Annotated in this window: 13 protein-coding genes and 2 pseudogenes; 4 read left to right on the top strand and 11 right to left on the bottom strand. The window is 76.0% G+C overall.

The window, feature by feature from the left end; translation table 11 throughout:
• Positions 1 to 62: 62 nt before the first annotated feature.
• The 4 genes from OF117_RS04575 to OF117_RS04560 form a co-directional block, all read right to left on the bottom strand.
• On the bottom strand, positions 63 to 575 hold the full coding sequence (locus OF117_RS04575; RefSeq protein WP_263551621.1) for a DUF6912 family protein: 513 nt from the start codon (positions 573 to 575) through the stop codon (positions 63 to 65).
• Between the two features lie 126 nt (positions 576 to 701).
• Entirely contained in the window at positions 702 to 2,081 is a 1,380-nt protein-coding gene (locus OF117_RS04570) for a WS/DGAT/MGAT family O-acyltransferase (RefSeq protein ID WP_263551620.1), read from the bottom strand.
• Positions 2,082 to 2,207: 126 nt separating this feature from the next.
• Complete coding sequence (locus OF117_RS04565; protein ID WP_263551619.1) at positions 2,208 to 3,497, bottom strand: CpaE family protein; 1,290 nt, start codon at positions 3,495 to 3,497, stop codon at positions 2,208 to 2,210.
• A complete protein-coding gene (locus OF117_RS04560) occupies positions 3,497 to 4,330 on the bottom strand; it encodes an SAF domain-containing protein (protein ID WP_263551618.1) in 834 nt (277 codons plus the stop codon). The genes OF117_RS04565 and OF117_RS04560 overlap by 1 nt, the downstream gene beginning before the upstream one ends.
• A gap of 291 nt (positions 4,331 to 4,621) precedes the next feature.
• Between OF117_RS04560 and OF117_RS04555 the strand changes: the two genes are divergently transcribed.
• Positions 4,622 to 4,954 (top strand): helix-turn-helix domain-containing protein, encoded by a 333-nt coding sequence (locus OF117_RS04555; RefSeq protein WP_263551617.1) that lies wholly within the window; start codon positions 4,622 to 4,624, stop codon positions 4,952 to 4,954.
• 4 nt (positions 4,955 to 4,958) lie between these two features.
• Here OF117_RS04555 and OF117_RS04550 read toward each other — a convergent pair whose 3' ends face one another.
• Positions 4,959 to 5,537: a hypothetical protein gene (locus tag OF117_RS04550; protein ID WP_263551616.1), complete on the bottom strand. Its 579-nt coding sequence runs from the start codon at positions 5,535 to 5,537 to the stop codon at positions 4,959 to 4,961.
• Between the two features lie 96 nt (positions 5,538 to 5,633).
• Here OF117_RS04550 and OF117_RS04545 point away from each other — a divergent pair, with 96 nt between their 5' ends.
• Positions 5,634 to 6,518 carry a hypothetical protein gene (locus OF117_RS04545; RefSeq protein ID WP_263551615.1) on the top strand — a complete coding sequence of 295 codons (885 nt, stop codon included), beginning with the start codon at positions 5,634 to 5,636 and terminating at the stop codon, positions 6,516 to 6,518.
• A 267-nt stretch (positions 6,519 to 6,785) separates the two neighbouring features.
• Entirely contained in the window at positions 6,786 to 7,277 is a 492-nt protein-coding gene (locus tag OF117_RS04540; RefSeq protein ID WP_263551614.1) for an Rv3235 family protein, read from the top strand.
• A gap of 97 nt (positions 7,278 to 7,374) precedes the next feature.
• Here OF117_RS04540 and OF117_RS04535 read toward each other — a convergent pair whose 3' ends face one another.
• The 6 genes and pseudogenes from OF117_RS04535 to OF117_RS04510 all read right to left on the bottom strand — a co-directional run bounded on the left by OF117_RS04535 (position 7,375) and on the right by OF117_RS04510 (position 12,804).
• Positions 7,375 to 8,328, bottom strand: a complete 954-nt coding sequence (locus OF117_RS04535; protein ID WP_263551613.1) for a C-terminal binding protein — start codon at positions 8,326 to 8,328, stop codon at positions 7,375 to 7,377.
• Between the two features lie 19 nt (positions 8,329 to 8,347).
• The gene (locus tag OF117_RS04530; protein ID WP_263551980.1) at positions 8,348 to 9,271 is read right to left on the bottom strand and encodes a dihydrodipicolinate synthase family protein; all 924 of its coding nucleotides are present in this window, start codon (positions 9,269 to 9,271) and stop codon (positions 8,348 to 8,350) included.
• Between the two features lie 2 nt (positions 9,272 to 9,273).
• A pseudogene (locus OF117_RS04525) lies at positions 9,274 to 9,534 on the bottom strand (carbohydrate kinase family protein); the annotation flags it as partial.
• A gap of 28 nt (positions 9,535 to 9,562) precedes the next feature.
• Positions 9,563 to 9,976 (bottom strand): annotated as a pseudogene (locus tag OF117_RS22225) (PfkB family carbohydrate kinase); the annotation flags it as partial.
• A 10-nt stretch (positions 9,977 to 9,986) separates the two neighbouring features.
• Entirely contained in the window at positions 9,987 to 11,432 is a 1,446-nt protein-coding gene (locus OF117_RS04515; protein ID WP_263551612.1) for an Nramp family divalent metal transporter, read from the bottom strand.
• A gap of 91 nt (positions 11,433 to 11,523) precedes the next feature.
• On the bottom strand, positions 11,524 to 12,804 hold the full coding sequence (locus tag OF117_RS04510) for an alpha-hydroxy acid oxidase (RefSeq protein WP_263551611.1): 1,281 nt from the start codon (positions 12,802 to 12,804) through the stop codon (positions 11,524 to 11,526).
• A 152-nt stretch (positions 12,805 to 12,956) separates the two neighbouring features.
• On the opposite strand from OF117_RS04510, the gene OF117_RS04505 reads away from it, so the two are divergent.
• Entirely contained in the window at positions 12,957 to 14,759 is a 1,803-nt protein-coding gene (locus OF117_RS04505) for an IlvD/Edd family dehydratase (protein WP_263551610.1), read from the top strand.
• Positions 14,760 to 14,820 lie beyond the last annotated feature (61 nt).

Genomic DNA, 14,820 nt, shown 5'->3' with positions numbered 1-14,820 from the left:
ATGGGCGAGGGGGTGCGCGCGGGGCCGGACGGCGTGGCAGATCCCCGACGGTCCCGGCGGGATCAGAGGAGTTCGAGCGCCGGACCGATCTCCTGCGAGGCGTACCAGGCCAACTCGTGCCCCTCGGCCTGGTCGACGACGAACTGGGCCTCGTCGCTGCCGAGGTCGGCTTCCAGCACGACCGCCACCGCGGCGCGGACGTCCGCCTCGGCCTCGACGCCGTCGATGTGCGCGCTGGCCACGTCGGCCAGCGGGACGTCGACCCGCACCCGGACGGCACCACGCTCCGCGTCGTCCTCGCCCAGCTCCTCCACCGCGACGTCCGGGACGTCGGCCGCGAGCACGGCGCGTCGCGGCGCGGCGAACGGATCACCGTCGAGCAGGCGGAGGCTCGCCCGGGCGGCGGCGAGCAGCGCCGCGTACTCCAGCTCCTCCAGGTCGGCCTCGGCGTCGCTCACCTCGTAGAAGCGGCGGAGGTCTCCGGTGACCGCGAAGGCGGTGTGCGGCCCGGGCAGGCGCCCCTGCTCGACCAGGGTGCGCAGCACCGTCGTCGTGGCGGGCAGGTACACGCGCACCCCGGCTCCCTCCGTTCGCCCAGGACAGGGACGGTAACCCGCCGCATGGCCCCACCACCGGGAGGACCGGTCGGCCGGTCGGCCCGCCGCAACCCGAACGGCGCCGGCCACCGGTCGGGAGGACGGTCAGCGAGCCGCCTCGAGGAGCACGGCCACCTCCTGCTCGAGCAGGTCGGCCAGCACGTCGACGTCGCCCTGCCGGTCCTGGTCGGCGTTCAACCCGAAGAACACCCGCCCGTCGTAGCTCGTCATGCCGATCGACAGGCCCTGGCCGCGCGCGAGCGGCACCACCGGGAACACCTCGAGCATCCGGCCGCCGGCCGCGTACAGCGGCACCTGGGGCCCCGGCACGTTGGTCACGACCACGTTGAACAGCCGCCGGGAGAGCCCGCGCGCGGCCCGCGCGCCGAGGGCGTGCAACGTCGGGGGCGCGAAACCGGTGAGGGCGATCAGGCTGTCGGCCCCGACGGCCTGCCCGTGCGACGTCACGCCCCGCATCGCGTAGGTCAGCCGGGTGAGCCGCAGGCGCGCGCTGGGCTCACCGACGGGCAGGTCGACCAGGTACGACGACACCCGGTTGCCGGGGTCGAGGTCCTCACCCTGGACCGACAGCGGGACCAGCGCCCGCACCGAGGTCGACGCCAGCACCGGGTCGCCGCGGAAGAGCAGCCACTCGCGCAGCGCTCCGGCGACCACCGACAGCAGGACGTCGTTGACCGTGCCGTCGAGCGCCGTGCGGACCTCCTTGAGCTCGTCGAGGTCCGCCCGGGCCACCGCGACGCGTCGCTGCCGGCCGACGGAGGCGTTCAGCGAGCTGGTCGGCGCCGGGACCACCGCCGACCGGACGGTCCGCAGCAGGCCGAGAGAGGTCCCGCCCAGGCGGGTGGCCGCCGACCGCAGGTCGCCGAACGTCCCCCGGGCGGCATCGACGACCGTGGAGGGACGTCGCGCGTACTCGCCGACCGCCTGCACCACGAGCTCCGGCGCCTTCGGCGACCGCCGGGGCCGCCAGGGTTCCGGCTCCGGCAGCGGCGCGTCGGGCACCGTGTCGAGCAGGACCTGCCCGAGGTCGATCGCACCGAGGCCGTCGACCAGCGCGGGGTGGGTCTTCGTGACGACCGCCACCCGGTCGCCTTCCAGGCCCTCGACGAGGTACAGCTCCCACAGCGGGCGGCGGCGGTCCAGCGGGCGGGAGCACAGCCGCGACACGAGTGCCCGGAGCTGGTCCTCCCTGCCAGGCCGGGGCAGCGCCGACCGCCGGACGTGGTAGCCGAGGTCGAAGTCGGGATCGTCGACCCAGACCGGGTTGGCGAGGTGGCCGGGAACCTCCACGACCCGCTGCCGATAGCGCGGCACCAGCGACAGCCGGGCGCCGACCAGCGCGGCCACGGCGTCCAACCCGCCGGGCGGCTTCTCCAGGACCAGGACACCGCCCACGTGCATGGGCGTGTCGGGGTCCTCCAGGTAGAGGAACGACGCCTCCAGGCTGCTCAGCCGCTCGACCATGTCCCTCCCCGAGCCAGGCGCCCACCGTACGTGCTCGCGACGGCGGCCCGGCGGCGGCCCGGGGGCGGCCCGGGGGCGGCCCGGGGGCGGCCCGTCGGCGGCTCGGCACGCTCCGGTGGACGGCGGTCAGCCGGTCCGCCGGGCCGGCCGGCGCCGCCGCGCCGCCGGCGCGCGGATCCCCGTCAGGTCCGAGGCCAGCGACCGCAGCGCCGTCCGGAGCGGGGAGCCCGGCGTCGCCTCGGCGAGCGTGCGGCCGGACGCGAGCGCCGCGTCGGTCGCCCGTCGGTCGGCCGGCAGGAACCGGGTCACCTCCCGCCCGGCGAACCGCTCGAGCGCCGCGGCGATCTCCGCGCGGGGATCGCCGGGCACGGGGCCGCGGCGCAGCTGGTTGACCACGAGCACGGGCTCGGCCTCCGGCAGCACGTCACGCAGCTCGCCGAGCGACCGGACGGTGCGCTGCAGGGCCACCGGATCGGCGCCGCCCACGCACAGCACGGTGTCCGCCGCTTCGAGCACGGTCAGCGTGACCCCGTTGCGCCGGGGAGCGGCCGTGTCGAACGACAGCTCCTCGTCCTCCTCCACGGGGGCGGAGCAGTCGACGACCACCAGGTCGGTCGTCCGGCGGGCCTCCTCGAGCACCCGGGCGACCGCCCGCGGCCGCAACTCCGGCCAGCGACCGGCTCGCGGCAGGCCCGTGAGCACCCGCAGCTGCGGGCGCACCGCCCAGGCCAGGCGGGCCAGCGCGGCCGCGTCCAGGTCACCGGCGCCGGCCAGCCGCACCGCACCCGCCAGGCCGGGTGACTCGTCGAGCAGCCCGAGCACCTGCGCGACCACACCCCCGTAGACATCACCGTCGACGAGCAGCGTCTCGACGCCGAGTCGCGCGGCCTCGTCCGCGAGGCCCACGGCGACGGTCGTCCGCCCCGGTGCGCCCCCCGGTCCCCACACCGCGACCACCCGTCCCCGACCGGGCGGGGCGTCCTCCGCCGGACGGCGCGGAGCGGCGGCGGGCAGCGCCGCGCGAGGGTCGGCGACGTCCCGCCCCGCGGACGGTCCTCCGGCGACCGCAGCCCGCAGCGCGTCCGCGATCGCGGCGGGATCGGTGTCCGCGGGCAGCACGTGCACCACACCCAGACCGCGCAACCGGTCGGCGGCCCGCGCGTCGCCCGGCTCGACCAGGCCGACGACGGCCACGCCTGCTGCTTCCAGGCGGGTCACCGCGTCACCGTCGAGCCGACGCAGCTCGGCCGACAGCAGTGCGGCCTGCCCCGTCCCGGTGGCCGCGGCCGCGAGGAGCTCCGCGACGTCCACGCACCGCCGGACGACGGTGATGCCGTGCGCCGATCGGTCGAGGGCGGCGACCAGCCCCGCCTCCCACGTGGCGCCGGTGACCGCGGTGTAGACCTGCAGCGTCATCAGCCGGTCGGCCCCGCCGACGGTGTTCCCGCAGCGGCGCTGCCCGTCGCTGGGACCCCCGCGGACGGCGTCGGCGCGGCCGTCCCGGCGGACGTCGGAGGAGCGGCCCCGGACGGCGTCGGCGTGGGCGCACCACCGGAGAGGACTCCCGGGTACGCGGTCGCACCACCGTCGCCGGTGGCGGCCGGACCGGCCGGCTCGCCAGCGCGGCTCCCGGCTCCGCCGTCCACCGACTCGTGGACGGCGACCACGAGCGGCCGGCCGCCCACCGCGGCCAGCACGTCGGGCACCCGGTCGGCCGCGACGGCCAGGACGACCTGCACGGTCGTCGTCGGGGTGGCGAGCACGCCGTCGGTGCGTCCGGACACCGCCTGCACCGGGGCGCCGCCGACGACGAGGTCGACCCCGCCGGCGGCTCCGGCCGCCCCCGCGGTCGGGTCGGCCACCGCGTAGACGTCCACCAGCTGGCCACGCCGCAGGCTCGGCGGCACGAAACCGGCCTGCACGGGCAGTGCCAGCTGCACCAGCGACGTCGGCTCGTCGAGCGCCGAACGCGGCACCAGCTCGCCGGCCCGCACGGGGCGCGCGAGGGCGCGGCCGTCGGGGCGGGACGCCGCGGAGAGGTAGCCGCCGGCCGCCGCGTCGAGCCGGACGTCGACGGCCACGAGGTCGTCCGCGGTCAGCACGGTCCCCACCGCCAGGTCGTCGGCGGCCGCCCACACCGGCACGGTCGCGTCCGCCGCCGAGACCACCCGCGCACCCACCAGCACCGACCCGAGCACGAGCAGCACGCCGATCACCAGGCGCAGGTCCAGCCAGCGTGGCGGTCGCACCCGGCGCGGACCGGGGCTCGGCGGCGGCCCGGACGGGCGCACCGGGGCCGGCACTCCAACGGCGGTCGCCACCGCACACCCCTTTCCGACCGTCCGGTCCCCGCGACGTGGCCGTCCGGTCGGCACGGCGACGTCACACGCGGACGATCGCGGACCGGCACGTTGATGTGCGCATGATGCGTCATGGCGGTGGATGCGTGCGAACGCCGTCCACACGTTCGGGTGTGGACGACAGCCACGGCGCACCCGAGCGGCTGACAGACTGAGCGCGACGGACGGAGGCCACCCCCGATGCCCACCCCTCGCTTCCTCACCCTCGACGACGTCGCGGAGATCCTGAACGTGTCGTGGTCGCAGGTGTACGCGCTGGTCCGGCGGAAGGACCTGATCGCCATCCAGATCGGCGGGCGCGGTCAGTGGCGGGTCGAGGTGGACGAGCTCGAGCGCTTCATCCAGCAGAAGTACGCCGAGGCGCGTGCCGGCACGGTGCCGCCCGAGCCCGGCGGAACGGCGCGCGCGGCGGACGGGGATCCGACCGCGGAGCCGGACGCACCGGCCGCGGTCGGGAGCACCAGGGGGACGGACGCGGACGCCGGGGCTCCGGCGCGGCGTCGCCGCTCCTGATCCGCTAACCGGCCCGGTCGGTCGGCTCGGCGGCCCGGACGACGGCCGCCACGGCGTCCAGCGCCACCGCGTGCACCGCCCGCACGGCCCGGGCCCGCCGCGGCTCGTCCGGCGGGTGCTCGGCCAGCTCGAGGAAGTCGGCCCCCACGCGGTCCACCGTGCCGTCCAGCACCGCGCCGTCGTCGAGCACCAGTCGTACCGGGCTGCGGTTCCGGGCGAGCACGCGGGCGGCCCAGCGCAGGTCCAGGTGACGGCGGACCGGTCCCGGATCGCCCGCCGGTGCGGTACGCCGCACCGGATCGGTGATCGAGCGGACAGCGGCGGTGGCCACCAGCGTCTCCCGGCCGCGGCCGTCCTCGACCAGCACCCAGCCCGGGCCGGTGTCGGTGAGCACCCCGGCGACCACCCCGGCGCCGCGGCACCGCAGCGACACGTGCTCCCCGAGCGCCCCGGCCACCCGGTCGGCGAGGCGGACGGTCCCGTGCTCGGCCCGTGTCCGCGAGGCCGTCTGGCCGCGCTCGGCGGCCACCTCGACCGCTTCCCACTGGGCTTCCAGGTCGTCGAACAGCTGCCGCCACCGCATCGGCCACCTCCACGGTCAGCGTAGACGGCGGCCAAATCTTGCGTTTGCATGCATTTGCGTGCTTTCGTCTCTCGCCGGAGTCGACGGAGGTGGCCCATGTCCGCACCACGGTTGGTGCTCGCGACGATCGCGATGGCCGGCGCCGCTGCGCTGCTCGCCGCCGTGTCACCGGGCACCGCGGAGGTGCTGGCGGCGCTCTCCGCGCCGCAGCGCACAGCCGACGTCGCGGGGCCGGACGCCCTCCTGCTCGCCCTCGCCGCGCCGGTCGCCTGGCTCGCCTGGGGCTGGGGAGCGGTCGGCCTGGTCGTCACCGCGGCCACGGCCCTCCCCGGCGTCGCCGGATCCGCAGCGCGGCTGCTGCAGCGGCGGGTCCTGCCCGCGGGGGCGCGCTCGGCCGCGGCGCTCGCCCTGGGCGTCGGCGTCGGCGTCGCGGGTCCCCTGGCGGTCGCGCACGCCGCTCCCCCACCCATCGCGGCCGCGGAACCGGCCGGGTCCGGTCCGGCCGGTCCGACCGCGGAGCCGACCGGTGGGCTACCGGTCCCACCGGACTGGTCGGCCGCCGTCCCCGCGACGGCGGGGCCGACCGCCGGACCGACAGCCGGACCGACAGCCAAGCCGACGGCCGGGCCGGCCCCCGAGCCGCCCGCCGGACCGACAGCAGGACCGGCCGCCGGACCGACGGCGGGGCCGCCCGCGGGACCGACGGCGCGCACGTCCACCGAACCCGGGGCGCGGACGCCCGGGGCACCCGACCAGCAGCGGGTCGATGTGGCAGGGGATGACCGTCCGCACGTCGTCGTCCGCGGTGACTGCCTGTGGCACATCGCCGGCGACCGGCTGCGGGAGTCGAACGGGCGGGAGCCGACCGCCGCCGAAGTGCTCACCGCGGTCGATGCCTGGTGGGCCGCCAATGCCGACGTGATCGGCCCCGACCCCGACCTGCTGCTGCCCGGTCAGGTGCTGCGCCCGCCGGCGCCGTGACCCGGGCGCCGCGCCCGCACGGGCCGGCGCCGCCGTCCCACCCACCCCGCCCTGGCCCGCCCCCCGACGCCCCCGGAGCACCCGATGACCGCGCCCGCGCCGTCCGCCCCGACCGCGCCCGACCCGACCGGTCCCGTCACGACCGGCCGGACCGCAACCGGCCCGACCGCGACCGGCCCGACCGCGACCGATCCGGGAGCGACCGGTCCGAACGCGACCGGTCCGACGGCGAGCGCCCCGGCGACCGGACCGCGGCTGCATCTGGTCGTGGTGCCGACACCGCAGCCACCGCTCGTGGACGACGGCCGGCCGGTGCGGCTCGTGCTGCCCGGGGTGCCCGTGCCCCGCGCGCCGCACCGGCCCGGCCCCCGGCCCCGCACCGCGGGTCGATCCGGCGGCCGGGCAGACGACTTCGGCCCGTCGCCGTCCTCGCGCAGCGACCTGCCCGATGCCCGGGACGCCGGTCGCCGGCTGCTGACCGTCGCGGTCGAGGGTCTGGCCGGGTGGCGGCCGCTGGCCCAGCTGCGACCCCTGACCTCCGCGCGCCTGTTCGACGCGCTCGAGCGCGGCCGCCGGCCGCGGTGGTGCACACAGGGTTCCGCACCGCTGAGGCTCGGCCGGGTCCACGTGTGCGAGCCGGTCGACGGCGTCGCCGAGGTGTGCGCCGTGGTGCGGCGGGGCGACCGGGCGCACGCGGTCGCCGCCCGCCTGGAGGGCGTCGACGGCCGGTGGCGCTGCACGGCACTCCAGATCGGGTGACCCGGCAGATCGGCCGGGCCTCCAGATCGGCTGACCCGGCAGATCGGCCGGCCGGCGGATCGGCCGGCCGGCGGATCGGCCGGCCGGGATCACCGGGTCACCGTCCTTCGACGACCCAGTGGACGGGACGGCCGGTCCGCGCCCACACGACGACGTTCTCCGCCGCTGTGCGCCGCAGCTCCACCTCGGACTCCTGCGAGTACCAGGCCACGTGCGGGGTGACCAGGGCGCCGGGGTGGCCGAGGAGGGCATGTCCAGCGGGCGGCGGCTCCTCGGGGAGCACGTCGAGGGCGACGCCGGCGAGCCGGCCGTCCTCCAGCGCCTGCAGGACGGCGTCCGGCTGCACCAGCCCGCCCCGGGCGGTGTTGACCAGGTACGAGCCGGCCGGCATCCGTGCCAGCAGGTCCGGCCCCACCAGACCCTGCGTCTCGGCGGTCAGCGGCAGGTGCAGCGTCACCGCGTGGCTGCGCGCGAACAGGTCCTCCAGGCCGAGCCGTTCGACCCCGTCGGGCCAGGCGGCGTCCGGCAGGTACGGGTCGTGGCCCACGACGTCGCCGAACCACGGCGCGGCGCGCTCCATCGTCATCCGTCCGATGCGACCGAGCCCGACCACGCCGAGGGTCAACCCGCCGGGACGTCGCAGCGGTCCGCCGAGCCGGTAGTCCCAGCGTCCCTCGCGGACGTGCCGGCCGTGCCCGGCGAGGTTGCGCAGGAGCGCCGACAGCATCGCGACGGCGTGCAGCGCCACCTCGACCGTCCCGTAGTCGGGCACGTTGCAGACCCAGACGCCCCGTGCGCGGGCGGCCTCCAGGTCGACGACGTCGACACCCACCCCGTAGCGGCTCACCAACCGCAGCCGGGGCAGCGCCGCCAGCACTTCCGCCGAGATGGGGGCGTACTGGACGATCACGGCGTCGACGTCCTGCGCGGCCCCGATGACGTCCGCCGCGGTCCGGCACCGGGCGGTGAGCAGCTCGTGACCGGCGGCGCCGAGGACGTCGGCCTCGAGGTCGAGCGACCCGTACTCCGCGTCGGTGACGAGCACCCGCATCCCCGGCCCCGACCCCGTCTCAGCCGACGGGGACCGCCGCGGCGCGCCCGGCCGCGGCCGCCGCGTCGAACGACGCCGGTACGGGGACCAGCGGCGGGCGCACGGTGCCCATCGGGTGCCCGTGCCGCGCCTCCGCGACGCGCTTGAGGACCCCGGCGGAGGTGTGCTGCTTGGTCATCGCGCGCACGCGCTGGAGATGGGCGGAGAGGGCCGCCGCGTCGGTCGACCGCCCGCCGCGGACGTGCCCGTAGAGCGCGACGACCTGCTCGGGGACGATGTTGGCCAGCGCGGAGATCGAGCCGTGGGCGGTCGGCAGACGCCCGGGCAGGTCGTCCTCCGTGCCGACCAGCACGCCCTTGCCCGCCGCGTGGACGGTCCGGGCGTAGCCCGCCTCGCCCCCGGAGTCCTTCACCCCCCACACCGGCAGGCTGGTGACGAGGTCGGCCGGGAGCGGCACCGCGTACTTCGGGATGTGGTAGGCGACCACCGGATGGCGGGTGGCGGCCAGGACGCGGTCGTAGAACAGCCGCAGCCCCTCGGTCGTCACGGGCTTGAAGAAGTACGGCGGGAGCACCATGACCGCGCGCACGGGCAGGTCCTCCAGGTGCTCCAGCAGGTCGAGGGTGTCGGGCAGGTTGCCCTCGGCCACCGTCGGGACGACGTGCAGCGGGCCCGCCTCGGGGACGAGCGCGTCGAGCACGGCACGCTTCTCGTGCGGGGCGACCGAGGGCCCCTCGCCGTTGGTCCCGAACGGGACGACGCCGGTGACCCCCCGGTCGGCGAGCCACCGGACGTGGGCGAGGTAGGAGTCGACGTCGATGCCGTAGCGGTCGTCGTCGCGGAACGGGGTCACGTTGGCGACGTAGACGCCCTCGAGGACGTCGGCGGGGTCGTCCGCGAGGACGTCGGCGGGGTCGTCGACGTGCGGCGTCTCCGGGTGCATCGTCACCTCCTGAGGTCGACGGTCCGGTCCAGGAAGTCGGTCAGCTCGCGGCGGCTGGGCAGGCCCTCGTAGTCGCCGAGGTTCTGCACGCAGAAGGCACCCATGGCGTTGGCCGTGCGCAGGCGCTGCGCCGGCGGCAGGCCCCACAGCGTCGCGGCGAGATAGCCGGCGGCGAACGCGTCCCCGGCGCCGATCGGGTCGGACTGGCGGGCCGGGAAGCCCGGGGAGGCGAGCCGCTCGCCGTCCACGACGGCCGCGCAGCCGCGGGCGCCGAGCGGTGATGCCGGTGAGGTGCAGGAAGGCGGCGCCCTCCAGGACCGCCGGGTCGAACGCGCCCGGCGCCGGCGTCGCGGCCGCCGACCCGTGCCGGTAGTAGTACACCCGCAGCCCGCCGGCGACCTCCTCGCGCAGGTAGAACCCGGTCGGCCGGTCGGGCACCCGGCGCACCCCGCTGGTGTCCACGCCCTCGGCGCGCACCCGGTGCAGGACCAGCTCGCCGAGCTCGTCCTCGCCGAGGGCGCTCACCCAGCTGGCCGGGACGCCGAGCCGCGACAGCCCGATGGCCACGTTGCTCTCCGCGCCGCCGATGGACAGCGTCACCGCGCCGGCGTGCCGCAGCCGGCCGGGGGCCGTGGGGACGACGAGCACCATCGTCTCCCCCGCGGTGACCACGCGCGGGACGGCGTCCGCTCGCTGCGCCGCCATCGCCCCCGGCTCACCCGCCGAGCAGGTTCTGGATCTGCTGGTTGAACGTCAGCACGGACAGGAACCCGAAGAGCAGGAAGGCCCAGACCAGGGCGGCGACCCGGCCGGCGCCCGGGCCGATCTCCTTCGGCAGCACCCGCCGGTTCAGCAGGAGCAGCAGCGCCGAGTAGATGAACATCATCAGCCCGCCGGTCACCGCCGAGATGACCAGCAGGATCAGCGGCTGGGTCAGCCCGGAGATCAGCACGATGCAGCCGATCAGCACCAGGCCCCAGACCAGGGCGAAGTAGATCTTGCTCTCGTTGGCCTTCCGCAGGTACGCCGTCTTGAGGACGTCGGCGCCGAGCCGGCTGGTGTAGTCGACGATGCCCAGGGCGGCGGCGAACAGCGAGAAGGCGCCGATGATCCAGAAGAAGGTGCCGAACCAGCCGCCGACGGTCTCGTTGAGCACCTCGCCCTCGACCTCGAGGAACGAGATGTCGCTGGCCAGGCCCTCCCGGCCGAACACGGTGGAGTAGGCGAGCAGCGAGGTGAAGAGGATCGTGAGGAAGCTGATCAGCACGAACGTGGTCAGCTGCTCGACGTTGGCGAAGCGCCACCAGCGCCGCCACCGGCCGAGGTTGTCCGGGGTCGGCTCGAACGCGAAGCCGGTCGAGGGCGCGGCCTCGGGGTGGCCGGTCACCGGGCTGACGATCCGCGGGACGTAGGCGCCCATGCCGAAGCGCTTGTCGCGGATCCAGTTGCTCTGGCACAGGTTCTGCCCGCCGCCCGCGCCGGCGAACGCCAGCGCCCCGAGCAGCAGGGCGAAGCCGAGCTCCTCGTAGGGCAGCCCCGCGCCGGTGATGATCTGCGGCGTGTCCGCCCACGCCGACGCGCCGATGGCGGCAACCGAGGCGACCACGATGAGCAGCAGGACGGCCGCGACCTTGACCATCTCGATCTTCTCGAGCGCCTGGTAGACCACCGGCGCCATGGTCAGGACGACGCCGATGAGGAGCAGCATGCCGATCGCGATCGGCACCACGCTGCCGCCGACCAGGTACGTCACCAGGGTCGCCGAGCTGGTGGCCCACCCCGGCCAGATGTTGGCGAAGTAGGCCATGATCGCGAAGACCAGGCCCCAGTGCCGCCAGAACCGGCTGAACCCGGTGAGCGCGGTCTCGCCGGTGGCGAGGGTGTAGCGCTCGATCTCCATGTTGAGGAAGTACTGGGTGGCCAGGCCCACGAAGGCCGCCCAGACGAACACCAGGCCGACCTGCGAGGCGATGTAGGGGTACAGGATGAACTCGCCGCTGGCCATCCCGACGCCGGCGGCGATGATCCCCGGTCCGATGACGTGCCGGAAGGTGGGCGGGGGGTCGGGCATGTCGCGCACCGACGGTGCGGCCAGGTGCTTGGTGGGGAACAGGTCCACCACCGAGGACGGTCGCCCTCCCGGCTGACGGGTCGAGACCATCGCGCCTCCTCCGTGTCCTGCGTCACCGTCGAGGCGAGGTCCATTCCTGCACGTCCCGGCGGCAGCGGCAACTCCGGTGGCGGGACGACGGTCAGGACGGGACGTGCGGACATCCCCCGGCGCCGTGCGGCGGAACGGCGACGTGCCGTGCGGAGAGCTCCTCGCTGCGCCGCACGCCGAGCAGTTGCATGGAGCGCTGGTACTCCGCGGCGAGGATGTCGTAGGCACGCAGGACGCCGTCCCGACCACCGGCCATGAGCCCGTACAGGTAGGCCCGGCCGATCATCACGGCGTCCGCGCCGAGGGCGCGGGCGGCCACGACGTCCTGGCCGTGGAGGACGCCGCCGTCGACGAGCACGGTGGCCTCCGGGCCGACGGCCGCACGGATGGCCGGGAGGACGTCGAGGGTCGCGGCCGAGCGGTCGAGCTGGCGCCCGCCGTGGTTGGACACGACCACGCCGTCGGCCCCGTGCTCCACGACCTCGCCGGCCGACGCGGGCGTGGTCACGCCCTTGACCAGGAGCTTGCCCCGCCACCGCCGGCGCAGCCAGTCCAGCGCGGTGATGTCCAGGCCCGGGTCGAACATCATGCTCGCGACCTCGCCCGGGGTCGGGTTGCCCGGGACGCCGGTCAGCGAGGCGAACGCCAGCCCCCCGGTGGTCAGCTCGTTGAACCACCACGCCGGGAACCGGGACATGTCGAGGACGGTCCGGGCCGTCAGCGTCGGCGGGATGGTGAGGCCGTTGACGACGTCCCGCAGCCGCATCCCGGACACCACGGTGTCGACGGTGAGCAGGATCGTCGAGTAGCCGGCCGCCTCGGCCCGCGACACGAGGTCCTCGTTGACGTCCGGCCGGGCCGTGAAGAACAGCTGGAACCACAGGTCCGCGCCCGGCGCGGCGGCCCGGACGTCCTCGATCGAGGTCGACCCGACCGTCGACAGGGCGTAGGGGACGCCGACGTGCTGGGCCACCGCGGCCACGGCCGCCTCCCCGTGGTGGTGCATCATCCGGGTGTAGCCGGTGGGGGCGAAGACCAGCGGCATCGCGATGCGCGACCCGAGCAGCTCGACGCCCGGATCGGGGTCGGCGACCGAGCGCAGCGCGTCCGGGAGGAACGTGACCCGCCGGTAGGCGGCGACGTTGCGCGCGGCGGTGATCTCCTCCTCCGCCGCGCCGTCCACGTAGTCGAACACCGCGCGCGGGGTGGTGCGCCGGGCCGCCGTCCGGAGGTCGCGGATCGTCAGCGCGTGCTCCAGGCGCCGGGCCGTGCGGCCCAGCCGGGGCCGCCGGAACCGCACGACCTCGCGGACCTCGGACCACCGCGGCAGCCGCCGGGCGGTCGAGACGGGCTCGAGCGGCTCGCCCACCATGCCCCCTCCCCTCCGTGGCCGTCCGGCGCACCGACGATCACCGTGCGGCGGCGCCGGCGGGGTCGCAAGCCGACGGCGACCCGCTCGCCGCTCGCCGGCGCCCGGGGCAGCATGGACGGGCGGCCGGCCACGGCCGGCGACGGGAGGCTCCGGTGGACGACGACGCGGCGACCGGGCGGCGGCTGCGCAGCCAGGCGTGGTTCGCCAACCCGGAGAACCCCGGGATGACGGCCGTCTACGTCGAGCGGTACCTGAACTGGGGGCTCACCCGGGAGGAACTCCAGTCGGGCCGGCCCGTCATCGGCATCGCGCAGACCGGCTCGGACCTCGCCCCGTGCAACCGGCACCACCTCGTCCTGGCCGAGCGGGTGCGGGAGGGCATCCGGGAGATGGGCGGCCTGGCGCTGGAGTTCCCGGTGCACCCGATCCAGGAGACCGGACGTCGTCCCACGGCGGCGCTCGACCGCAACCTCGCCTACCTCGGCCTGGTGGAGGTGCTGCACGGCTACCCGCTGGACGGCGTGGTGCTGACCACCGGCTGCGACAAGACGACACCGGCCTGCCTGATGGCCGCGGCCACGGTCGACCTGCCCGCGATCGTGCTGTCCGGGGGACCGATGCTGAACGGCTGGTTCGACGGCCGGCGGACCGGGTCGGGGACGATCGTCTGGAAGGCCCGGGAGATGCTCGCCGCCGGGGAGATCGACGAGGCCGGGTTCGTCGACCTCGTCGCCTCGTCCGCCCCCTCGCCCGGCCACTGCAACACCATGGGGACGGCCTCGACCATGAACGCGCTCGCCGAGGCCCTCGGCATGAGCCTGCCCGGCTGCGCCGCCATCCCCGCGCCGCACCGGGATCGCGCCCGGATGGCGTACCTGACCGGCCGACGGATCGTGGAGATGGTGCACGAGGACCTCAGGCCGTCGGACGTGCTGACCCGGGAGGCGTTCGAGAACGCCATCGTCGTCACCTCCGCGATCGGGGGCTCCACCAACGCGCCGATCCACCTCGACGCCATCGCGCAGCACGTCGGCGTCCCGCTGGACCTCGCCGACTGGCAGGACCTGGGGCTGACCGTCCCGCTGATCGTGGACCTGCAGCCGGCCGGCACGTACCTGGGCGAGGACTTCCACCGCGCCGGTGGCGTCCCCGCCGTCGTCCACGAGCTGATGGCCCACGGGCTGATCCACGAGGACGCCCGCACCGTCAACGGCCGGACGATCGGGCAGAACTGCCGGGCCGCCGCCGCGACCGACCGCGACGTCATCCGCACCTTCGACCGCGCGCTGCTGCCGGACGCCGGCTTCCTCGTGCTGCACGGCAACCTGTTCGACAGCGCGATCATGAAGACCAGCGTGATCTCCCCCGAGTTCCGGGAGCGCTACCTGTCCGATCCCGCGCACCCCGGCGTCTTCCAGGGACGCGCCGTCGTGTTCGACGGGCCGGAGGACTACCACGCGCGCATCGACGACCCGGCCCTGGACGTCGACGAGACCTGCCTGCTGGTGATCCGCGGCGTCGGCCCGCTGGGTTACCCGGGCGCCGCCGAGGTGGTCAACATGCAGCCCCCCGCGGCGCTGATCAGGCGCGGGGTGCACGAGCTGCCGTGCATCGGTGACGGCCGCCAGTCGGGGACCTCCGGCTCCCCCTCGATCCTCAACGCCTCACCCGAGGCCGCGGCGGGCGGCGGGCTGGCACTCCTGCGGACCGGGGACGTCGTCCGCGTCGACCTCGTCGCCGGCCGGGCCGACGTCCTGCTCCCCGACGAGGAGCTGGCCGAGCGCCGCCGCTCGCTGGAGGAGGCCGGCGGGTACCCGGTGCCGGCCTCCCAGACGCCGTGGCAGGAGATCCAGCGGTCGATGGTCACCCAGCTCTGCGACGGCATGGTCCTCCGGCCGGCCGTGGGCTACCAGCGCGTCGCGCGGACCACGGGCATCCCCCGCGACAACCACTGACAGCGTGCCGTCGCGCCGGTCGGTTGCGGTGGTGGAGCCGCGGCGCCCCCGGCACGTCCGG

The organism is Geodermatophilus sp. YIM 151500, from assembly GCF_025716945.1.
Classification (GTDB): Bacteria; Actinomycetota; Actinomycetes; order Mycobacteriales; family Geodermatophilaceae; genus YIM-151500.
This window is presented reverse-complemented; position numbering and strand designations above follow the sequence as displayed.

Excerpts from the sequence above, each read along its gene's own strand:
- OF117_RS04570 (WP_263551620.1), bottom strand. The coding sequence starts at position 2,081 with ATGGTCGAGCGGCTGAGCAGCCTGGAGGCGTCGTTCCTCTACCTGGAG.
- OF117_RS04565 (WP_263551619.1), bottom strand. The coding sequence starts at position 3,497 with ATGACGCTGCAGGTCTACACCGCGGTCACCGGCGCCACGTGGGAGGCG.
- OF117_RS04555 (WP_263551617.1), top strand. The coding sequence starts at position 4,622 with ATGCCCACCCCTCGCTTCCTCACCCTCGACGACGTCGCGGAGATCCTG.
- OF117_RS04550 (WP_263551616.1), bottom strand. The coding sequence starts at position 5,537 with ATGCGGTGGCGGCAGCTGTTCGACGACCTGGAAGCCCAGTGGGAAGCG.
- OF117_RS04545 (WP_263551615.1), top strand. The coding sequence starts at position 5,634 with ATGTCCGCACCACGGTTGGTGCTCGCGACGATCGCGATGGCCGGCGCC.
- OF117_RS04535 (WP_263551613.1), bottom strand. The coding sequence starts at position 8,328 with ATGCGGGTGCTCGTCACCGACGCGGAGTACGGGTCGCTCGACCTCGAG.
- OF117_RS04530 (WP_263551980.1), bottom strand. The coding sequence starts at position 9,271 with ATGCACCCGGAGACGCCGCACGTCGACGACCCCGCCGACGTCCTCGCG.
- OF117_RS04515 (WP_263551612.1), bottom strand. The coding sequence starts at position 11,432 with ATGGTCTCGACCCGTCAGCCGGGAGGGCGACCGTCCTCGGTGGTGGAC.
- OF117_RS04510 (WP_263551611.1), bottom strand. The coding sequence starts at position 12,804 with ATGGTGGGCGAGCCGCTCGAGCCCGTCTCGACCGCCCGGCGGCTGCCG.